This is a genomic window from Hephaestia sp. MAHUQ-44 (assembly GCF_023806085.1).
GTDB lineage: Bacteria > Pseudomonadota > Alphaproteobacteria > Sphingomonadales > Sphingomonadaceae > Sphingomonas.
This window is the reverse complement of the sequence record NZ_JAMSLX010000015.1, coordinates 51,281-71,321: the sequence shown is the minus strand read 5'-3', so window position 1 is coordinate 71,321 and position 20,041 is coordinate 51,281. Positions and strand designations below refer to the sequence as shown.

Sequence of the window (20,041 nt, the reverse complement as noted above, 5' to 3'; positions counted from 1 at the left end):
GCCGACGCGTGCGCGGACCCCGGTCCGCCGCCGCCAGGTCGGTTTGATACAACAGAAGGGAATACCCGCATGACCGCCATTGGCCAGGATACGCTCGGAACCCGCGATACGCTCGACGCCGCCGGAACCACTTACGGCTATTACAGCCTCGCCAAGGCGGCAGCCAAGCTCGGCGACGTCTCGCGCCTGCCCTTCTCGATGAAGGTGCTGCTCGAAAACCTGCTCCGCTTCGAAGACGGCAAGACCGTCACCACCGAGGATCTGCAGGCGATCGTCGACTGGCAGAAGGAGCGTCGTTCGGACCGTGAAATCCAGTATCGCCCCGCGCGCGTGCTGATGCAGGATTTCACCGGCGTGCCGTGCGTGGTCGATCTCGCCGCGATGCGCGACGCGATCCAGAAGCTCGGCGGCGACGCGCAGAAGATCAACCCGCAGGTGCCGGTCCATCTCGTCATCGACCATAGCGTGATGGTCGACGAATTTGGCACCCCCAGGGCGTTCGACGATAACGTCGCGCTCGAATATGAGCGCAACATGGAGCGTTACGAATTCCTCAAATGGGGTTCGAAGGCGCTCGACAATTTCCAGGTCGTCCCCCCCGGCACCGGTATCTGCCACCAGGTCAATCTCGAATATATCGGCCAGGCCGTGTGGCACTCGAAGGGCCTCGACGGTAACCCCGTCGCCTATCCCGATACGCTGGTCGGCACCGACAGCCACACCACGATGATCAACGGCCTCGGCGTGCTCGGCTGGGGCGTCGGCGGGATCGAGGCCGAAGCCGCGATGCTCGGCCAGCCGGTGTCGATGCTGATCCCCGAGGTCGTCGGCTTCAAGCTGACGGGCTCCTTACGCGAAGGCATCACCGCAACCGATCTGGTGCTCACCGTCACCCAGATGCTGCGCCAGAAGGGCGTGGTCGGCCGCTTCGTCGAATTCTACGGCCCCGGCCTCCATTCACTGACGCTCGCCGATCGCGCGACGATCGCCAACATGGCGCCCGAATATGGCGCCACCTGCGGCTTCTTCCCGGTCGACGCCAAGACGATCGATTACATGCGCTTCACCGGCCGCACCGACGATCAGATCGCGCTGGTCGAGGCTTATTGCCGCGCGCAGGGCATGTGGCACGACGAGAATGCGGCCGATCCGCTGTTCACCGACACGCTCGAACTCGACATGTCGTCGGTCCATGCCAGCCTCGCCGGCCCCAAGCGCCCGCAGGATCGCATCAGCCTCAACAAGGTCGACGAGGTATTCAACGGCGATCTCTCCAAGGTCTATGACAAGCAGCGCCCGACGCGCGTCGCGGTCGATGGCCTGAACCACGATATCGGCGACGGCGACGTCGTGATCGCCGCGATCACCAGCTGCACCAACACCTCGAACCCCAGCGTGCTGATCGCCGCCGGGCTCGTCGCCCGCAAGGCGCGCGCGAAGGGCCTGACGCCCAAGCCGTGGGTCAAGACCTCGCTGGCGCCGGGTAGCCAGGTCGTCACCGACTATCTCGACAAGGCCGGCCTCACCGACGATCTCAACGCGCTCGGCTTCAACCTCGTCGGCTATGGCTGCACCACCTGCATCGGCAATTCGGGGCCGCTCGCGCCCGCGATCTCGAAGGCGATCAACGAGAACGACGTCGTCGCCGCCTCGGTGCTGTCGGGCAACCGCAACTTCGAAGGCCGGGTCAGCCCCGATGTCCGCGCCAATTTCCTCGCCTCGCCGCCGCTCGTCGTCGCTTATGCGATCAAGGGCACGGTGACCGAGGATATGGAAGCCTCACCGCTCGGCAAGGATCAGGACGGCGCGGACGTGTTCTTGCGTGACATCTGGCCGACCAATCAGGAAGTCCGCGACCTGATCGATTCGAGCATCAACAACGAGATGTTCCGCAGCCGCTACGCCAATGTCTATGCCGGCGACGATCAGTGGCGCGGCATCGAGGTCGAAGGTTCGGAAACCTATGGCTGGCGCGCGGGCTCGACCTATGTCGCCAACCCGCCCTATTTCGAGGGCATGGAGATGACCCCGGCGCCCGTCGCCGATATCATCGAGGCCAGGCCGCTCGCGATCCTCGGCGATTCGATCACCACCGATCACATTTCGCCCGCGGGCAGCATCAAGGCCGACAGCCCGGCCGGCATCTACCTGCAGGAGCATCAGGTCGCACGAGCGGATTTCAACTCCTACGGCAGCCGCCGCGGCAACCACGACGTGATGATGCGCGGTACCTTCGCCAATATCCGCATCAGGAACGAGATGGTCCCCGGCGTCGAAGGCGGGATGTCCAAATATAATGGCGAGGTGATGCCGATCTACGACGCGGCGATGCGCCACAAGGCCGACGGCACGCCGCTGGTCGTCATCGCGGGCAAGGAATATGGCACCGGCTCGTCGCGTGACTGGGCGGCCAAGGGCACGATCCTGCTCGGCGTCCGCACGGTGATCGCCGAAAGCTTCGAGCGCATCCACCGCTCGAACCTCGTCGGCATGGGCGTGCTGCCGCTCCAGTTCGCCCAAGGCGTCACGCGCGAGACGCTCAAGCTCGACGGCTCGGAAACCTTCACGATCCACCAGGTCGGCGAGATCCGCCCGCGTCAGGATGTCACGGTCACGCTCACCCGCGCCGACGGCAGCACCGAGACCTTCCAGACCCGTTGCCGGATCGATACCGTCAACGAACTGGAATATTTCCTCCACGGCGGCATCCTGCACTATGTGCTGAGAAACCTCGCCGCCGCCTGAGGTCGCGTCCGCAAGGCATCCGCAAAACCCTCGCACCCGATCGGTGCGGGGGCTTTGTGTATTGGGGGAGCGGGCCGGTGCCACCTTCTCACAAGAACGCGACGATTGCCGCGCCGGCCCTCCGCGCCTAAGCGCCGGGCGGATGGCGTCCGGCTATTCCTCTACTGCCTATCAGGCGTCGCGTCGCGGTCGTGGTCCCGGCCTCGTGCTCGCGATTCTGGTCAACGTGCTGGTCGCCTTGCTGTTGCTGACGGCGTCGTTGCGAACCGATCTGGTGCCGATGGCGGCAACCGGGCTGTCGGTGTTCAACGTCTCGGGATCGCGCGCGCCACCCGAGGCGGAAAAGAAGCTCGCGCCCAAGCCAAGGAGCACCGCAAAGGCGACCACCCCGCGCGCGGCGCCCGAGCCCAATTCACCCAAATCGACGGAAATGGACGCGTCGACGCCCTCCCCGTTCAAGATGCTGATCGTCAGCAAAGAGGTGTTCGGCGCGTCGGACATCGGCAAGATGGCCAAAACGACGCCACCTGCCGCCGATGCCGGTGGCGCCGCCGCGAGCGCGGGCGGTGCGCCCTCCTACGGGCCCGGCGAAGGGCCCGGCGGCTCGACGCTCTACGCCGCCGATTGGTATCGCAAGCCGCGCCACGCCGAACTCGCTTATTACCTCCCGCCCACCGTCGCGAAGGGAAGCTGGGCGATGATCGCGTGCCAGACGATCCCCGATTATCGCGTCGAGAATTGTCGTCCGCTCGCCGAATCGCCGCGCGGCTCGGGGCTCGCCAACGCGCTGCGCAAGGCGGCGTGGCAATTCCGCGTGCTGCCCCCGCGTATCGACGGCAAGCCGATGCTCAACACCTGGGTCCGCATCCGCTTCGACTTTACCGAGGACGCGCCCGACGATTGATCGGGCTCAGAGCGTTTTGGGAATGTGCGTCGGAAATCGCTCTTCCGCGATTGCTCAAACAGCCCCTCAGCGCGTCGCCGCATCGGTTGCCCTGCCCGCGCGCGGCCGTCCGTAGATGAAATAGACGATCAGCCCGATCGCATTCCACCCGAGGAAGAATAGCTGCGTCCGCGTCGGCAGGCTGAAGAACAGATAGATGCACCCCAGGATCGCCACCGTCCCCACCACCGGCGCCAGCGGGGTACGGAAGGTGCGCGGCGCGTCGGGCGCGCGCTTGCGCAACACCAGCATGCACACCGACACCGCCGTGAACGCGGCGAGCGTGCCCGCATTGGCAAGCGCGGCGATCGCGTCGATCGGCGCGACCCCGGCGATGAACGCGACGAACACCGCGGTCAGCAACGTGATCCGCACCGGCGACCCGCGCCGTGAGACCACCGCCAGCTTCGCCGGCAACAATCCGTCGCGCGCCATCGTAAAGAAGATCCGGCTCTGCCCGAACAGAAAGCCGAGCAGCACCGTCGGCAGCGCCACCACCGCGCTTACCGCGAGAATCGTTGCCACCACCGGCTGGTTGATTCCGCGCAGGATCAGCGCCAGCGGATCGGGGCTGTTGGCGAATTGGGTGAAGTGCAGTGCACCCACCGCGGTCACCCCGATCAAAATATAGATCACGACGCATGCCACCATCGATCCGACGATCCCGATCGCAAGGTCGCGCCCCGGATTTTTGGTTTCCTCGGCCGCGGTCGAAATCGCGTCGAAACCGTAGAAGGCGAAGAAGATGATCGCCGCCGCCGCCATCACCCCACGCGCGACGACCTCGCCGGTCGCGCCGGGCAGCGCCTCCTTGCCGAAGCCATAGGGCATGAACGGGTGAAGATTGTCGGGGTTGAAATGCGGCAGCGCGATGATGACGAACAACGCCAGCGCGGCCATCTTGATGACCACGAGAATGGCGTTCAGCGTCGCGCTTTCCTTGGTCCCCAGGCTGAGCAGCCCGGCGACCACCGCGATGATGAAGATCGCGGGCAGGTTGATAAGCCCGCCCAGTTCGGGCCCTTGCGTCAAGGCATGAGGAAACCCCAGCCCTTCAAGGAGGGGCGAGGCATAGCCCGACCAGCCGACCGCCACCGTCGAGACCACCAGCGAATATTCGAGGATCAGGCTCCACCCGATCACCCAGGCGATGATCTCGCCCAGCACGGCATAACTATAGGTATAGGCACTGCCGCTCGCGGGCATCATCGTCGACATTTCGGCATAAGCGAGCGCGGCGCACGCGCAGATCACTCCAGCGATCACGAACGACAGGATCACGGCGGGGCCCGCGCGATCCGCACCCACGCCGATCAACGTCAAAATGCCGGTGCCGACGATCGCGCCGACCCCCAGCGCCACCAGATGCGGCCACGACAAGGTCCGTGCGAGGCGGTTCTCGCTCGGCTGGTCGGCGCCGACGGAAATGATTTTCTTGCGGAATAGATCGGTCATCGATCCCCCTGCTCTATGTGCTCTAACCCCGCGCTTGATGAAGGCCGGGTGGTTGCCCTAGCGTAAGAATATGAGCCGACTCCGCAACCTTTGTGGGGCTTGCCGAGACATTACAGTCCCTTGGGAGAGGTGAGATGGAAACCGCGCTCGATTTCGCGCTGGGCGAAACCGCCGACATGATCCGCGAGACGACCCACCGCTTCGCCGCCGATCGGATCGCGCCCCGCGCCGCCGATATCGACGCGCACAACAAGTTCGATCGCTCGCTCTGGCCCGAAATGGGGGCGTTGGGCCTCCATGGGATCACCGTCGAGGAAGAATGGGGTGGGCTCGGCCTCGGCTATCTCGATCACGTCGTCGCGATGGAGGAGGTCAGCCGCGCCTCGGCCTCGATCGGGCTTTCCTACGGCGCGCATTCCAACCTCTGCGTCAATCAGATCCGCCGCTGGGGCAATGCCGAACAGAAAGCCCGATACCTCCCCAAACTGATCTCGGGCGAGCATGTCGGCAGCCTCGCGATGTCGGAAGCCGGATCGGGCTCCGACGTGGTGTCGATGACGCTCAAGGCCGAGGCCCGCGGCAACGACCGCTATATCCTCAACGGCACCAAATTCTGGATCACCAACGCGCCCGAGGCCGACACGCTCGTCGTCTACGCCAAGACCGACAGCGCCGGCGGCACCAGAGGGATCACCGCCTTCCTGATCGAAAAGGGTTTCAAGGGCTTTTCGGTCTCGACCAAGCTCGACAAGATGGGGATGCGCGGCAGCGACACCGCCGAACTGGTGTTCGAGGATTGCGAGGTTCCGGCAGATAACGTCATGGGGCCGGTCGGCGGCGGGGTCGGCGTGCTGATGAGCGGGCTCGATTACGAACGCGCGGTGCTGGCGGCGGGGCCGCTCGGCATCATGCAGGCGTGCCTCGACGTGGTGCTACCCTATGTCCGCGAGCGCAAGCAGTTCGGAAAGCCGATCGGCAGCTTCCAACTCATCCAGGCCAAGGTCGCCGACATGTATGTCGCGCTCAATTCGGCGCGCGCCTATGTCTATGCCGTCGCGCGCGCCTGCGACATGGGCAAGACGACGCGCTTCGACGCGGCCGGCGCGATCCTCCTCGCCAGCGAAAACGCGGTCAAGACCGCCCTCGAAGCGATCCAGGCACTCGGCGGCGCGGGTTACACCAAGGAATGGCCGGTCGAACGCTTCCTGCGCGACGCCAAGCTCTACGACATCGGCGCGGGAACGAACGAAATCCGCCGCTACCTGATCGGGCGAGAATTGATCGGGGCGTAAAGACGCACCGTCACCCCGGACGGGTACCGGGGGCCATCATGCCTCAAAACGTCACCACACGCGCACGCGCTTGTCGGGCGCCAGATACAGTTTGCGCCCCGGCTGGACGTCGAACGCGGTGTACCAATCGTCGAGATTGCGCACCGTCAGCGCGCGAAAGGCGCCCGGTGCATGGCCATTGGTCGCGATCTGCTGGCGCAGCGCCTGCTCGCGCATCTTGGTGCGCCACACCTGCGCAAAGGCGAGGAAGAAGCGCTGATCGCCGGTCATCCCCGCAATCACCGGCGCGGGCTTGCCGCCTAGCGATGCGTGATACGCCGCGAGCGCCGCGGTCAGCCCCGCGACATCGGCGATATTCTCGCCCAGCACCAGTTCGCCGTTCAGGTGAAGCCCCGGCAGCGGCTCATAAGCGCTATATTGCGCCGCCAGCGCCGCCCCCTGCTCCTGGAAATGCTTGAGATCGGCCGGAGTCCACCAGTTACGCAGCTTGCCGGTCGAATCGAACTCGGCGCCATTATTGTCGAAACTATGGCTGATCTCATGTCCGATCACCGCGCCGATCGCGCCGTAATTGGCCGCCGGATCGGCCTTGGGGTCGTAGAACGGCGCCTGCAGGATCGCGGCCGGAAAATTGAGCGCGTTCTGCAAGGGCAGGTTGACCGCGTTCACCGTCTGCGGCGTCATCCACCATTCGCCGCGATCGACCGGCTTGCCGATCTTGGCGATCTGGTGCCGATATTCGGCCTTGGCCGCACGGCGCGCATTGCCGACAGGATCATCGGCGCGGATCTCGAGCCCCGCATAATCGCGCCACGTCTCGGGATAGCCGATCCCGACCTTCAGCGTCTCGATCTTCTTGCGCGCCTCGGCCTTGGTCGCGGGCGCCATCCAGGTGAGATTGGCGACGCGCGTGTCGAACGCGGTAAGGATGCCCTGCACCATGTGCTGGATATCGGCCTTGGACGAGGCCGGGAAATATTGCGCTGCGTAGAGCTTGCCCACCGCATCGCCGAGCGCGTTGTTGACCGCGCCGACCGCACGCTTGTCGCGGCTGCGCTGCTCGGGCGTGCCCGACATCGTGGTGCCGTAGAAACCGAAATGCGCGTCGTCGATCGCCTTGGGCAGCACGCTGGTCACGGTGTTGATGCGATGGAACGTCAGCCAGTCCTGCCACGCCTGCAACGGCTCGCTCGCCACCAGCGCGGCGGTGCCGGTCACAGCAGCAGGCTGCCAGACGATGAAATCCTGCTGGTTGGGCAGCTCGGCCGCGGCCCAGAACGCGCCCCAGTCGAGCCCCGGCGCCTTCTTCGCGAAATCGGCCCTGGTCCAGGGATCGTGTCCCTTGGACATCTGGTTCGTCGTCGCGAGATCGGCATGGACCTTCGCAAGCTTGGTCTCGAGATCGACGATCCGTCCCGCCCGTGCCGGCGCGTCGCTCACCCCGGCAAGCTGCAGCAATTGCGCGACATAGCTTTTATACGCGGTGCGGATCTGCTGCATTTCGGGCGCGGAAGAGAGATAATAATCGCGATCGGGCATCCCCAGTCCGCCCTGGAGCAGATAAGGCACCGTCTTGTCGGGTTGCGTCAGTGCCTGCGTCACGAACAGCCCGAACAGATTTTCGCTGCCGATGCTGGTCGCGTTGATCGGGTCCTGATCGGCGAGCAGGTTCGCGCCCAGCATCGTCGCCAGCTGGTGCTTGTCGCCAAGCGCCGCGATCGCCCGCAACTCGCCCTGAAGCGGCGCCATCCCGCGTTGCTCGATGGCATTGGTGTTGAGATAGGCGTTGTAGAAATCGGCGATCCGGCGCTGGTCGGTGCCCGGCGCAGCCTCGGCCTTGACCGCGGCGTCGATGATCGCCCGGTTGTTCGCTTCGGCCTTGTTGGCCACCTCGAGGAACACACCCGTGCTCGACCGGTCGGCAGGGATTTCGGTTTTCGCGCGCCAGCCGCCATTGGCATATTCGTCGAAATTGTCGCCGGGGTTCACCGCGGTGTTGAGCCCGGTGGTATCGATTCCGATCGTGGTGCCCGCGGCTGCCACCGCGGCGATGTCGTTCTGCTTGTCGGCCTGGCTGCACGCGGCCGTGGTCACAAGGAGGGCGGCAAGCAGCAGGCGTCGCGTCATGGATCACTGTCCCAAAAGATCGTGTGTGGCCCAAGGATTACACCGCGCCCCCCATCAACACCAGCGGCTTCCCTTCGTACCGCGGCTTGGCTACGCAAGGGGGTAATGGGAGAGGATCCGCAATGAGCGCGCCCGTGCTCGACACCAGAATATCGCCCGAGAACGACATCTTCCGCGCCAATGCTGCGCACAATCGCGCGCTCGCCGATCGGCTGCGCGCCGATGTTGCCCACGCCGCGCGCGGCGGCAGCGAGCAAGCGCGCGATCGCCATGTGGCTCGCGGCAAGCTCCTGCCTCGCGATCGCGTCGAGCGGCTGCTCGATCCCGGATCGCCCTTTCTCGAGATCGGCCAGCTCGCCGCCACCGGCCTTTACAGCGGCGACATCGCCGGCGCGGGGCTGATCGCGGGGATCGGCCGCGTTTCGGGCCGCCACGTCATGATCGTGTGCAACGACGCCACGGTGAAGGGCGGCACCTATTACCCGATGACGGTCAAGAAGCATCTCCGCGCACAGGAGATCGCCGAGGCCAACCGGTTACCCTGCGTCTATCTGGTCGATTCAGGCGGGGCCAATTTACCGCATCAGGCTGAGGTGTTCCCCGATCGCGACCATTTCGGCCGCATCTTCTTCAATCAGGCCAATATGTCCGCGCTCGGCATTGCGCAGATCGCCTGCGTGATGGGAAGCTGCACCGCGGGCGGCGCCTATGTACCCGCCATGTCGGACGAAAGCGTCATCGTGCGCAGGCAAGGCACGATCTTCCTCGCCGGGCCACCACTGGTGAAGGCCGCGACGGGCGAGGTGATCTCGGCCGAGGAACTCGGCGGTGCCGATACCCACGCCCGCAAATCGGGGGTGGTCGATCACGTCGCCGAGAATGACGAGCACGCGCTCACGATCGTCCGCGACATCGTCAGCACCCTCCCCCCGAACCGCACGCCCGACATCGCCCTGCGCGATCCCTGCCCGCCCAGATACGATCCGCAGGAATTGTACGGCATCATCCCCGACGATGTCCGCGCGCCCTATGACGTGCATGAGGTCATCGCGCGGCTGGTCGACGGCAGCGAATTCAACGAGTTCAAGGCGCTCTACAGCAGCAGCCTCGTGTGCGGTTTCGCGCATCTCTGGGGGATGCCGGTCGCGATCCTCGCCAACAACGGCGTGCTGTTCAGCGAGAGCGCGGTCAAGGGCGCGCATTTCATCGAACTCGCCTGCCAGCGCCGCATTCCCTTGCTGTTCTTGCAAAACATCTCGGGGTTCATGGTCGGTGGCAAATATGAGGCGGAGGGCATCGCCAAGCACGGCGCCAAGCTGGTAACCGCGGTCGCCACCGCCAGCGTGCCCAAGATCACATTGCTGATCGGCGGCAGCTTCGGCGCGGGCAATTACGGCATGTGCGGCCGCGCCTATTCGCCGCGCTTCCTGTTTTCCTGGCCCAACAGCCGGATCAGCGTGATGGGCGGCGAACAGGCTGCGAGCGTCCTCGCCACCGTCCACCGCGACGCCGACGGTTGGAGCGCGGAAGAAGCCGAAGCCTTCAAGGCCCCGATCCGCCAAAAATACGAGGATGAAGGCAACCCCTGGCACGCCACCGCGCGGCTGTGGGACGACGGCATCATCGATCCCGCCCAGACCCGCGATGTCCTCGGCCTCGCCTTCGCCGCCACGCTCAACGCCCCCATCCCCGAACGCCCGTCGTTCGGCGTGTTCCGCATGTGATGGCAAGCAGTTCCCCCTTAACACCTCCCCGGCACGGGGAGGGGGACCATTCGGCAACGCCGAATGGTGGAGGGGTAATCCCACCGGGGCTACGCACGACCCGGTCGGCGATTGCGCACGCCCGTAACCAACGCCGCTCCAACAACCTTCCCGAAATCTTGCTTTGGCGCGAACTGCGCAAGCACCCTGGCGGCCACAAGTTCCGTCGCCAGCATCCCTTCGGCAATTACGTCATGGATTTTGCGCACCTGCCGTCACGCCTCTGCATCGAGGTCGATGGCGAAGCGCACGCACGAGGGGATCGCCCGATACGCGACGAGCGCCGCGATCGGATATTGGCAACCGCCGGTTTTCGTACCCTCCGCGTTCCCGCCCGCCACGTGCTGACGAACCTCGACGATGTATTGACCGCTATCCTCGCCGCGTGCGCCTCACCCCTCCACCACCGACCTGCGGCCGGTGGTCCCCCTCCCCGTGCCGGGGAGGTATGAGGGTCTTGATGGGAAACCACTCTCCGCACCTCCCCGGCACGGGGGGGGGACCATTCGGCAACGCCGAATGGTGGAGGGGCCGCGCCACCGCCCCATGCGTAACGGACGCCATTCGGCCCTTCGCCCAAGGAAATAACCCATGATCTCCCTCCTCCTCCCGCTGCTGCTCCAGGTCACGCCGGTCGCGCCGATCATCAAGGGCACTGCGCTGCCCCCGCCCGACGCGGATACCGCCGCGGTGCTCGCGCCCGTCGAGCGGATGTTCGCCGGCCTTGCCGCGCATGATGCGCAGGCGATCCGCGCCGTGCTGCGGCCCGAAGGCGGCGCCACCGTCGCGATCGAGCAGCCCGACGGCACCAGCACGATCCGCCATTTGAACTGGGATGAATTCACCGCCGGCATCAAACCAGGCCCGGAAAAGTTCGAGGAACGCTTCACCAGCCCGCCCGCGGTCGAGATCGACGGCAATATCGCGATGGTCTGGGGGGCGTACACGTTCCTGCTCGACGGCAAGCCGCACCATTGCGGGGTCGATCATTTCGATCTGATCCGAGAGGCCGGCCAATGGAAGGTGCTCAACGTCACCTGGTCGCAGCGCACCACCGGGTGCGGCGCATAACCTGTCCTACAACGCCGCTATTTGCTAAGGAATATCGATGCGATCCGCAGCCCCGTCGAACGACGACCTGTCCGTCACCCGATATGATCGCGCGGCATCGACAGTGATAGGCCTCCAGCGCGTCAACTTTGTCAACTTCGCGCGGCCCAGCCGATGATCGCCTCGCTGCTCATCGCCAATCGCGGCGAGATCGCCTGCCGCGTGATCCGCACCGCGCGCCGCATGGGAATCCGCACGATCGCGGTCTATTCGGATGCCGATGCGGGCGCGCTCCACGTCCGGCAGGCCGACGAGGCGGTCCATATCGGCCCCAGCCCCGCACGCGACAGCTATCTTCGCGGTGACAAGATCATCGCCGCCGCCAAAGCGACCGGTGCCGAGGCGATCCACCCCGGCTACGGCTTCCTCTCGGAGAATGCCGATTTCGCGCAAAGCGTGATCGATGCCGGCCTCGTCTGGGTCGGCCCCAAACCCGACAGCATCCGCGCGATGGGTCTCAAGGACGCCGCCAAGCAGCGCATGATCGCAGCCGGCGTGCCGGTGACGCCGGGCTATCTCGGCGAGGATCAGAACCCCGATCGCTTGCAGGCCGAGGCCGATGCGATCGGCTATCCGGTGCTCATCAAGGCGGTCGCGGGCGGCGGCGGCAAGGGGATGCGCCGCGTCGATGCGGCACCGCAATTCGCCGACGCGCTGCAATCGTGCCAGCGCGAGGCCGCCAGTGCGTTCGGCGACGATCGCGTTCTGATCGAGAAATACATCCTCTCGCCCCGCCACATCGAAGTGCAGGTGTTCGGCGATGCCCATGGCAATGTCGTCCATCTGTTCGAGCGCGATTGCTCGCTCCAGCGCCGCCACCAGAAGGTGATCGAGGAAGCCCCCGCCCCCGGCATGGATCAAGCGACACGCGACGCAATCTGCGCCGCCGCCGTCCGCGCGGCGAAAGCGGTGGATTACGAGGGCGCCGGCACGATCGAATTCATCGCCGACGCCAGCGATGGGCTACGCGCCGACCGCATCTGGTTCATGGAAATGAACACGCGGCTGCAGGTCGAACATCCCGTCACCGAGGAGATCACCGGCCAGGATCTGGTCGAATGGCAACTCCGCGTCGCATCGGGCGAGCCACTGCCCAAGCGGCAGGAGGAACTGGAGATCAACGGCTGGGCGATCGAGGCGCGGCTCTATGCGGAAGACCCGACCAAGGGATTTCTGCCGAGCACGGGGCGGCTCGACATCCTCAATCTCCCCGATCATGCACTGCGCGTCGAAACGGGCGTCGAAGAAGACGATGTTGTTTCCGCCTTCTATGATCCGATGATCGCCAAGCTGATCGCCACGGCGCCGACCCGCGATGAGGCTGCCGAACTGCTTGCCGATGAACTGGATTTCACCGCCGTCTGGCCGGTCAGAGCCAATGCCGGTTTTCTCGTCAGAGCATTGCGACATCCGCGCTTCCTCGCCGGTGACGTTGAAACGGGCTTCATCCCCGCAACAATGGACGCATTGCTACCGCCGCGCCCATCACCCGCGCTGTGGAAGCTTGCCGCCCTCAATCTCGGCTGGATGTTCGATGATGCCCACGGCATTGCCGCCGGCAGTTCCTGGGGCGCTCTGGATGGCTTCCGTCTCAACGCCGCGCGCAGCGCGCCCGTCGCGATCGAGGCAGATGGTGAAACCCGCGTCATAGATTGGTGGGTTGGCGACGATGTCGGCGGCGGCGGCCGATCGGTTGGCGATAGCTTTGTCACCACCGAGCATGGCGTCACCGTCGGGTTCCGCCTCGCCCGGTCATCGCAACGTGCCGCCGGCACCGCCGCCGACGGCACGATCCTCTCACCCATGCCCGGCCGCATCATCGCCGTCGAGGTCGCGGCGGGCGATACCGTCACCCAGGGCCAGAAGCTCGTCACACTCGAGGCAATGAAGATGGAACACAGCCTCACCGCCCCCTTCGACGGCACGATCGCCGATCTCGCCGCCACCGCAGGCATGCAGGTCAGCGAAGGCACGCTGCTGGTGCGGGTTGAACGGAAAAAAGGTGGGCTCGATGCCGGGTAAGTTCTACGACGAATGGCAGATCGGCGAGGTCATCGAGCACCCCTTGCGCCGCACCGTCACCGAAACCGACAATCTGCTATTCTCGGCGATGACGCACAATCCGCAGCCGCTCCATCTCGATGCCGAGGCCGCGAAGGCGAGCGAGTTCGGTCAGATCCTCGTCAACGGCACCTTCACCTTCGCATTGATGGTGGGGGTAACGGTGGCCGAGACGACGATGGGCACGCTGGTCGCGAACCTCGGCTACGACAAATTGGTGATGCCCAGGCCCGTGTTCATCGGTGATACGCTGCGCGCGACGAGCGAGGTGATCGCGCTGCGCGAGAGCAAATCGCGCCACGACGCCGGGATCGTCACCTGGAAGCACCAGATGCGCAACCAGCGTGATGAAATGGTGTGCGAATGTCTGCGGACGGCGCTGCTCAGGAAAAGGCCGTAGCCCTCACACCGTGAAACTCTCGCCGCACCCGCACGAACCCTTCGCATTGGGATTGGTGAACACGAACCCCGCGGCGAAATCGTCCTCGGCCCAGTCCATCTGCGAGCCGATCAGATAAAGGATCGAGGCACCATCGACGAACAAAGCGCCGCCCGGCGTGTCGATCCGCTCGTCCATCGGGTTCGCGCTGGTCACATAGTCGACCGAATAAGCGAGCCCCGAGCAGCCCCGCCGCGGGGTCGAGAGCTTGACCCCGATCGCATCGGCGGGGGCGCCCGCCATCAACCGCGCAATCCGCGCCTCGGCATCGGGCGTCAAAATTAATGGCGCTGGGCGCTTACGGGTTTTCACATCGGTCATCGTCTTCTCCACGCCCCCAAGGCAGAGGAGCTGGGGCGGTATGCTTTCCCCACCCCCCTCGGCGGCGGCCGTTCCAGCTCCTCAAACTCAGCAGGCATCTACAACATACCCAATTCGAGCTTGGCGTCATCGCTCATCTTCTGCGGGTCCCATGGCGGGTCCCAGACCAGGTCGACATCGGCGGTCGCCACCCCCGGCACCGAACTGACGCGCAATTCGACCTCGCCGGGCATCGACTCGGCGACCGGGCAATGCGGCGTCGTCAGCGTCATCGTGACGGCGACATGCCCGCCCTCGGCCACCTCGACCCCGTAGATCAGCCCGAGATCGTAGATATTCACCGGGATCTCGGGATCGTAAATCTCCTTGAGCGCATCGATCACCGCCTCGTACAGCGCCCCACCCGGCTCACCACCAGCAACCGGCTCCGGCTTCTGGGCGAGAAATCCATCGAGATAGTCGCGTTTGCGCTCGAACGTCTCCACCACGCTCTCGACGCGCGCCTTGGGTGGCGGCGGCACGGCATCGACTTCTTCGACCACAATCTTGCGCTCTTCGTTCATCCGAAGATCCTCGTCACCCGTTCGATCCCTTTGATCAGCGCCGCCACATCCTGCGGGCCGTTGTAGATCCCAAAGCTCGCGCGCGCGGTTGCCGGCACGCCCAGCGCATCCATCAGCGGCTGCGCGCAATGATGCCCGGCGCGGATCGCGACCTGGCCCTCGTCCAATATGGTAGCGACGTCATGGGGATGCACCCCCTCGACCGCAAAGCTCAAAATGCCTGCCGAATCTTCGGGCCCGAACACGCTGACGCTGTTGAGCGCCGCCATCGCCGCGCGCGCCTCGCGCACCAGCGCCACTTCATGCGCATGGATGCGCTCGAGCCCGACGCTGTCGACATAATCGATCGCCGCGTGCAGCCCGACGACGCCGACGATATGCGGCGTCCCGGCCTCAAAGCGTGCGGGCGGTGGTGCATAGGTGGTACGCTCGAAGGTGACGCGATCGATCATCGATCCGCCACCCTGATAAGGCGGCATCGCGTCGAGCAAGTCGGCCCTGCCCCACAGCACGCCGATCCCGGTTGGGCCGTAGAGCTTGTGGCCCGAGAAGGTATAGAAATCGCAGCCTAGATCAGCGACGTTGACGGGCAACCGCGGCACCGCCTGACAGCCGTCGACCAGCAATTTCGCACCAACGCCATGCGCCAGCGCGACCGCACGCTTCACGTCGAGCACCGAGCCGAGCACGTTCGAGACATGCGCCAGCGCAACCAGTTTGTGCTGCTCGGTCAGCATCGCCGCCATCGCGTCGAGATCGATCCGGCCGTCGCCGGTCAGCGGCACGACGTCGATTGCGGCACCCACACGCTCGGCGACAAGCTGCCACGGCACGATATTGGAATGATGTTCGAGCATCGACAGCAGGATACGGTCGCCCGCGCGAAGCTGCGTCCCCGCCCAGCACTCAGCGACGAGGTTGATTCCCTCGGTCGCGCCGCGCACGAACACCACCTCGTCCGCCGACAGCGCACCGATGAAGGTGGCGACTCGCTTGCGTGCAGCCTCATAGGCCAGCGTCATATCCGCCGAGCGCTGATAGACGCCGCGATGGACCGTGGCGTAGGTCTCACCATAAGCCCGCGTGATCGCATCGACGACGGAGCGCGGCTTCTGCGCGGTCGCCGCGCTATCGAGATACGCCCAGCCCGCCGGGATCGCCGGAAAATCGGCCCGCACATCAAGCAGGCCGTTGGCGGGAAGATCAGGCGTGCGTGTCGCCAACGCCGTCGTCATAATGCCTTCTCCAGCCAGCGTTCGGCATCGGCGGCGAAGGCGTCCCTGACCGTTTCGTTGTCGATCCAGTCGAGCGCATCCGCGACAAACGCCCGCGTCAACAGGCCGCGCGCGCGCGCCGGTGCGATTCCGCGGCTTTCGAGATAGAACAATGCGCGGGCATCGAGTTCGCCCACCGTCGCGCCGTGCGCGCATTTGACGTCGTCGGCGAAAATCTCCAGTTCGGGCTTGAGGTTCACCGTCGCGGTGCGATCGAGCAGCAGCCCGCGTAACGATTGCTCGCCATCGGTCTTCTGCGCAGCCCGTGCCACCTCGACCCGCGCCGCCAGGCTCACCGCCGATTTGTCCTTGGCCACCGCGCGCCAGACCTGCCGGCTCTTGCCGCCCACCGCATCGTGACGCACCGCCACCGCGCATTCCTGATGCTGCTCGCGCTCGGTCAGCAAGGCACCGCCCATTTCGGCGAACGCCGTGTCGCCATGAACATTGATCGCGCCATCGATGCGGCAATCCATCCCGCCCGCGCCAAGGAAGATCGACACGAGGTTGGCATGTTTGCCCACCAGCGCCTCGTCACGCACCGATACGAAGCCCGATGCCTGCAACAGCCGCACCGAACGCATCAGCCGCGCCGAGCGCGCGAGTTCGATCTGCGTCAGCCGGTTCGACCAGCCCGCGCCGACATAGGTTTCGACGATCGACGCCACCGCCCCCTCGGCGAGCATGATGCGCGCGGGCAGATGATTGGCGCCCCCCGAAGCGACGTGGACGATCTCGATCGGCTCGGCAGCCTGTTCGGCGTCAAGCGTCAGCGACCAGCCCGCTCCGGTCGCGTGCCGGCCAAGTGGATGATCGGTGACCAGATCGAGCGCCTCGACGCTGACGCGGCCGGGGACACTCGCCCCCTCATCGAGCACGCCATCGACGAACACGAGTTGCGGGCCGCCGAGACCGATGAAATGCTGTGCAGCATCCTGCGCCGAACCACGCGGCGTCGCGGCGAGCGCCGGCAGCGCATCGAGCCGCGACCAGCGCCATTCCTCGTGCCGGCGCGTGGGGAGATCAAGCACGTCCGTCATAACGCCTCCCGATCTGTGAAGCTTCCATCACGCCGTCACCTCGGCATAGCCTTCGGCTTCGAGCTGCTGCGCCAGTTCGATCCCGCCCGAACGGACGATCCGGCCGTCGGCCAGGACGTGGACGCGATCGGGCTTCACATATTCGAGCAGTCGTTCGTAATGCGTGATCAGCAACACCGCCTTGTCGGGTGCGCGCATGATCCGGTTGATGCCCTCGCCCACCGCCTTCAATGCGTCGATGTCGAGCCCCGAATCGGTCTCGTCGAGGATCGCGAATCTGGGGCCGATAATCCCCATCTGGACCATCTCGTTGCGCTTCTTCTCGCCGCCCGAAAAGCCGACATTGACCGGGCGTTTGAGCATGTCGTGATCCATGCCGAGCAGATCGGCCTGCGTCCGCGCGAGCTTGAGGAATTCGCCCCCCGACAGCACCGCCTCGCCACGCGCCCGGCGCTGGCTGTTGAGCGCCTCGCGCAGGAACTGGACGTTCGAGACACCGGGTATTTCGACGGGATATTGAAAGCCGAGAAACAACCCCAAGGTAGCGCGTTCGTGCGGGTCCATGCCGAGCAGATCCTGCCCGAGCAAGGTCGCGGTGCCTGCGGTCACCTCATAGCCGGGCCGCCCGCCGAGCGCATAGCCCAGCGTTGATTTACCCGCGCCGTTCGGCCCCATGATCGCATGGATTTCGCCCGCGTTGACCTCGAGCGACAGGCCCTTGAGGATTTCGTTGCCGTCGATTTCGACGTGGAGATCAGTGATTTTGAGCATTGGCTTCCGTCTTCAATCTACTGAGCGGCGGCATCCGCCTGCCGCAAATAACGAGAATGTTGTTTCGCCACCCCGGACGTGTTCCGGGGGCCAACTCTCCACGAGCGCCAGCGCTTGCGGCTCATTGAATGCCGGAACAGGTCCGGCATGATGGCAGGCTGCGATCATCCGACCGACCCCTCCAGCGAAATGCCCAGCAATTTCTGGGCCTCGACCGCAAATTCCATCGGCAGTTGCTTGAGCACATCGCGCGCGAAACCGTTGACGATCAGCGCCACCGCCGCCTCGCTGTCGAGCCCGCGCTGCATCGCGTAGAACATCTGGTCGTCGCTGATCTTGGAGGTCGTCGCCTCATGCTCGATCTGCGCCGACGGGTTCTTGACCTCGATATACGGCACGGTGTGCGCGCCGCACTGGTCGCCGAGCAACAAGCTGTCGCACTGGGTGAAGTTGCGGACATTCTCCGCGGTCGGCCCCACACGCACGAGGCCGCGATAGGTGTTGTCGCTGCGCCCCGCGCTGATCCCCTTCGAGACGATCGTCGAACGGCTGTTCTTGCCGAGGTGGATCATCTTGGTGCCGGTGTCGGCCTGCTGGAAATGGTTGGTGACCGCGACCGAATAGAATTCGCCGACGCTGTTCTCGCCCGCGAGCACGCAGCTCGGATATTTCCAGGTGATCGCGCTGCCGGTCTCGACCTGGGTCCAGCTTACCTTGCTGTTCCTGCCCTGGCACAGCGCGCGCTTGGTGACGAAATTGTAGATTCCGCCCTTGCCCTCCTCGTCGCCCGGATACCAGTTCTGGACGGTCGAATATTTGATCTCGGCATCGTCGAGCGCGACCAGTTCGACCACCGCGGCATGGAGCTGGTTCTCGTCGCGCATCGGCGCGGTGCAGCCTTCGAGATAGCTGACGTGCGACCCCTTGTCGGCGATGATCAGCGTGCGTTCGAACTGCCCCGTATTCTCGGCGTTGATGCGAAAATAGGTCGATAGCTCCATCGGGCAGCGCACGCCTTCGGGAATGTAGACGAAGGTGCCGTCCGAAAAGACCGCGCTGTTGAGCGTCGCGAAATAATTGTCGCGCTGCGGCACGACCTTGCCGAGCCATTTGCGGACCAGATCGGGATGTTCGCGCACCGCCTCGCTGATCGACAGGAAGATCACCCCTGCCGCGGCCAGTTCCTTGCGGAAGGTGGTCGCCACCGAGACGCTGTCGAATACCGCATCGACCGCCACCTTGCGCGCGCCCTCGACGCCCGCGAGCACCTTCTGCTCCTCGATCGGGATACCGAGCTTTTCATAGGTCCGCAAAATCTCGGGATCGAGTTCGTCGAGCGACTTAAGCGACGGCTTTACCTTGGGCTCGGCGTAATAATACGCGTCCTGATAATCGATCGGCGGAATATTGACCTTGGCCCAATCGGGCTGCTCCATCTCCAGCCACATGCGAAAGGCCTTGAGCCGCCAGTCGAGCATCCATTCGGGCTCGCCCTTCTTGGCCGAGATAAACCGAACGGTGTCTTCGTTCAGCCCCTTGGGCGCGAATTCCTGTTCGAGATCGGACGAAAAGCCCCACTCATACTTCCTGTTCGCGGCGGCGAGCGCCTCTGCATTGCGGGTAGCCATCAGTTCAACACCTCTGCACCTGCCCGGCGATGGCCGGGGGCGATATGTGCGCCGCCCAACGCGGGACCGGCAGCGGGAAAAGAGGAAAGCGATGCCAGGCTCACCGCGGCGAGTGCATCACGCACCGCACTGTTGACGATGCTCCAATGCGGCTTCACGCGACAATTCTCCTCGATGCAACATTCGGCGCGCCCCTGTTCGAGACAGGTCGTCATCGCAATCGGGCCTTCGACCGCTTCGATAATGTCGGCGAGGTTGATCGTCGCCGGCGGCCGCGCCAGGCGCAGGCCGCCGCCGGTGCCGCGCAGCGTCTCGATCAGACCCGCACCGGAGAGCTTGCTGACCAGCTTCTGCACCGTGGGCAGCGGGATCCCCGTTTCCTCGGCGAGCATTGTCGCGTTCAACCGCCCACGCGCCCCACACCGGCGTGCGGCGGCGCTCAGGATCACGATCGCATAATCGGCGAGGCTCGAAAGACGCATGACATTCCCAAATGGCGCGCTTCCAGC

Annotated in this window: 17 protein-coding genes; 8 read left to right on the top strand and 9 right to left on the bottom strand. The window is 65.0% G+C overall.

Going from position 1 to position 20,041, the window contains the following annotated elements; translation table 11 throughout:
* Positions 1–69: 69 nt before the first annotated feature.
* Complete coding sequence (gene acnA / locus NFE57_RS14245; protein WP_252136260.1) at positions 70–2,745, top strand: aconitate hydratase AcnA; 2,676 nt, start codon at positions 70–72, stop codon at positions 2,743–2,745.
* Between the two features lie 142 nt (positions 2,746–2,887).
* Positions 2,888–3,649, top strand: a complete 762-nt coding sequence (locus tag NFE57_RS14240) for a hypothetical protein (RefSeq protein ID WP_252136259.1) — start codon at positions 2,888–2,890, stop codon at positions 3,647–3,649.
* A 66-nt stretch (positions 3,650–3,715) separates the two neighbouring features.
* Here NFE57_RS14240 and NFE57_RS14235 read toward each other — a convergent pair whose 3' ends face one another.
* Positions 3,716–5,143: an amino acid permease gene (locus NFE57_RS14235; RefSeq protein ID WP_252136258.1), complete on the bottom strand. Its 1,428-nt coding sequence runs from the start codon at positions 5,141–5,143 to the stop codon at positions 3,716–3,718.
* Between the two features lie 134 nt (positions 5,144–5,277).
* Between NFE57_RS14235 and NFE57_RS14230 the strand changes: the two genes are divergently transcribed.
* A complete protein-coding gene (locus NFE57_RS14230) occupies positions 5,278–6,435 on the top strand; it encodes an isovaleryl-CoA dehydrogenase (protein ID WP_252136257.1) in 1,158 nt (385 codons plus the stop codon).
* 51 nt (positions 6,436–6,486) lie between these two features.
* Here NFE57_RS14230 and NFE57_RS14225 read toward each other — a convergent pair whose 3' ends face one another.
* Positions 6,487–8,562: a M13 family metallopeptidase gene (locus NFE57_RS14225; RefSeq protein ID WP_252136256.1), complete on the bottom strand. Its 2,076-nt coding sequence runs from the start codon at positions 8,560–8,562 to the stop codon at positions 6,487–6,489.
* Between the two features lie 122 nt (positions 8,563–8,684).
* Here NFE57_RS14225 and NFE57_RS14220 point away from each other — a divergent pair, with 122 nt between their 5' ends.
* From NFE57_RS14220 to NFE57_RS14200, 5 genes are all read left to right on the top strand, one after another.
* A complete protein-coding gene (locus tag NFE57_RS14220; protein ID WP_252136255.1) occupies positions 8,685–10,286 on the top strand; it encodes a carboxyl transferase domain-containing protein in 1,602 nt (533 codons plus the stop codon).
* Positions 10,286–10,777, top strand: coding sequence for an endonuclease domain-containing protein (locus NFE57_RS14215; RefSeq protein ID WP_286207848.1), 492 nt, complete (start codon positions 10,286–10,288; stop codon positions 10,775–10,777). The genes NFE57_RS14220 and NFE57_RS14215 overlap by 1 nt, the downstream gene beginning before the upstream one ends.
* A 139-nt stretch (positions 10,778–10,916) precedes the next feature.
* Entirely contained in the window at positions 10,917–11,396 is a 480-nt protein-coding gene (locus NFE57_RS14210; protein ID WP_252136254.1) for a nuclear transport factor 2 family protein, read from the top strand.
* A 153-nt stretch (positions 11,397–11,549) separates the two neighbouring features.
* The gene (locus tag NFE57_RS14205) at positions 11,550–13,457 is read left to right on the top strand and encodes an acetyl/propionyl/methylcrotonyl-CoA carboxylase subunit alpha (protein ID WP_252136253.1); all 1,908 of its coding nucleotides are present in this window, start codon (positions 11,550–11,552) and stop codon (positions 13,455–13,457) included.
* On the top strand, positions 13,447–13,896 hold the full coding sequence (locus NFE57_RS14200; RefSeq protein ID WP_252136252.1) for a MaoC family dehydratase: 450 nt from the start codon (positions 13,447–13,449) through the stop codon (positions 13,894–13,896). Before NFE57_RS14205 ends, NFE57_RS14200 begins: the two co-directional genes overlap by 11 nt.
* Before the next feature lie 3 nt (positions 13,897–13,899).
* Here the strand turns inward: NFE57_RS14200 and NFE57_RS14195 are convergent, their stop codons facing one another.
* The 7 genes from NFE57_RS14195 to NFE57_RS14165 form a co-directional block, all read right to left on the bottom strand.
* Entirely contained in the window at positions 13,900–14,256 is a 357-nt protein-coding gene (locus tag NFE57_RS14195; RefSeq protein ID WP_252136251.1) for a HesB/IscA family protein, read from the bottom strand.
* 98 nt (positions 14,257–14,354) lie between these two features.
* Complete coding sequence (locus tag NFE57_RS14190; protein ID WP_252136250.1) at positions 14,355–14,819, bottom strand: SUF system Fe-S cluster assembly protein; 465 nt, start codon at positions 14,817–14,819, stop codon at positions 14,355–14,357.
* Positions 14,816–16,054 carry a cysteine desulfurase gene (locus NFE57_RS14185; RefSeq protein ID WP_252136249.1) on the bottom strand — a complete coding sequence of 413 codons (1,239 nt, stop codon included), beginning with the start codon at positions 16,052–16,054 and terminating at the stop codon, positions 14,816–14,818. Before NFE57_RS14185 ends, NFE57_RS14190 begins: the two co-directional genes overlap by 4 nt.
* A complete protein-coding gene (locus NFE57_RS14180) occupies positions 16,051–17,133 on the bottom strand; it encodes a SufD family Fe-S cluster assembly protein (protein ID WP_252136248.1) in 1,083 nt (360 codons plus the stop codon). Before NFE57_RS14180 ends, NFE57_RS14185 begins: the two co-directional genes overlap by 4 nt.
* 27 nt (positions 17,134–17,160) lie before the next feature.
* Positions 17,161–17,904 carry a Fe-S cluster assembly ATPase SufC gene (gene sufC / locus NFE57_RS14175; protein WP_252136247.1) on the bottom strand — a complete coding sequence of 248 codons (744 nt, stop codon included), beginning with the start codon at positions 17,902–17,904 and terminating at the stop codon, positions 17,161–17,163.
* A 164-nt stretch (positions 17,905–18,068) separates the two neighbouring features.
* Positions 18,069–19,532, bottom strand: coding sequence for a Fe-S cluster assembly protein SufB (sufB, locus tag NFE57_RS14170; RefSeq protein WP_252136246.1), 1,464 nt, complete (start codon positions 19,530–19,532; stop codon positions 18,069–18,071).
* Positions 19,532–20,014, bottom strand: coding sequence for an SUF system Fe-S cluster assembly regulator (locus tag NFE57_RS14165; protein ID WP_252136245.1), 483 nt, complete (start codon positions 20,012–20,014; stop codon positions 19,532–19,534). The genes sufB and NFE57_RS14165 overlap by 1 nt, the downstream gene beginning before the upstream one ends.
* Positions 20,015–20,041: the final 27 nt, after the last annotated feature.

Coding starts and splice junctions, on each gene's coding strand:
- acnA (WP_252136260.1), top strand. CDS start 70: ATGACCGCCATTGGCCAGGATACGCTCGGAACCCGCGATACGCTCGAC.
- NFE57_RS14240 (WP_252136259.1), top strand. CDS start 2,888: ATGGCGTCCGGCTATTCCTCTACTGCCTATCAGGCGTCGCGTCGCGGT.
- NFE57_RS14235 (WP_252136258.1), bottom strand. CDS start 5,143: ATGACCGATCTATTCCGCAAGAAAATCATTTCCGTCGGCGCCGACCAG.
- NFE57_RS14230 (WP_252136257.1), top strand. CDS start 5,278: ATGGAAACCGCGCTCGATTTCGCGCTGGGCGAAACCGCCGACATGATC.
- NFE57_RS14225 (WP_252136256.1), bottom strand. CDS start 8,562: ATGACGCGACGCCTGCTGCTTGCCGCCCTCCTTGTGACCACGGCCGCG.
- NFE57_RS14220 (WP_252136255.1), top strand. CDS start 8,685: ATGAGCGCGCCCGTGCTCGACACCAGAATATCGCCCGAGAACGACATC.
- NFE57_RS14215 (WP_286207848.1), top strand. CDS start 10,286: ATGGCAAGCAGTTCCCCCTTAACACCTCCCCGGCACGGGGAGGGGGAC.
- NFE57_RS14210 (WP_252136254.1), top strand. CDS start 10,917: ATGATCTCCCTCCTCCTCCCGCTGCTGCTCCAGGTCACGCCGGTCGCG.
- NFE57_RS14205 (WP_252136253.1), top strand. CDS start 11,550: ATGATCGCCTCGCTGCTCATCGCCAATCGCGGCGAGATCGCCTGCCGC.
- NFE57_RS14200 (WP_252136252.1), top strand. CDS start 13,447: ATGCCGGGTAAGTTCTACGACGAATGGCAGATCGGCGAGGTCATCGAG.
- NFE57_RS14195 (WP_252136251.1), bottom strand. CDS start 14,256: ATGACCGATGTGAAAACCCGTAAGCGCCCAGCGCCATTAATTTTGACG.
- NFE57_RS14190 (WP_252136250.1), bottom strand. CDS start 14,819: ATGAACGAAGAGCGCAAGATTGTGGTCGAAGAAGTCGATGCCGTGCCG.
- NFE57_RS14185 (WP_252136249.1), bottom strand. CDS start 16,054: ATGACGACGGCGTTGGCGACACGCACGCCTGATCTTCCCGCCAACGGC.
- NFE57_RS14180 (WP_252136248.1), bottom strand. CDS start 17,133: ATGACGGACGTGCTTGATCTCCCCACGCGCCGGCACGAGGAATGGCGC.
- sufC (WP_252136247.1), bottom strand. CDS start 17,904: ATGCTCAAAATCACTGATCTCCACGTCGAAATCGACGGCAACGAAATC.
- sufB (WP_252136246.1), bottom strand. CDS start 19,532: ATGGCTACCCGCAATGCAGAGGCGCTCGCCGCCGCGAACAGGAAGTAT.
- NFE57_RS14165 (WP_252136245.1), bottom strand. CDS start 20,014: ATGCGTCTTTCGAGCCTCGCCGATTATGCGATCGTGATCCTGAGCGCC.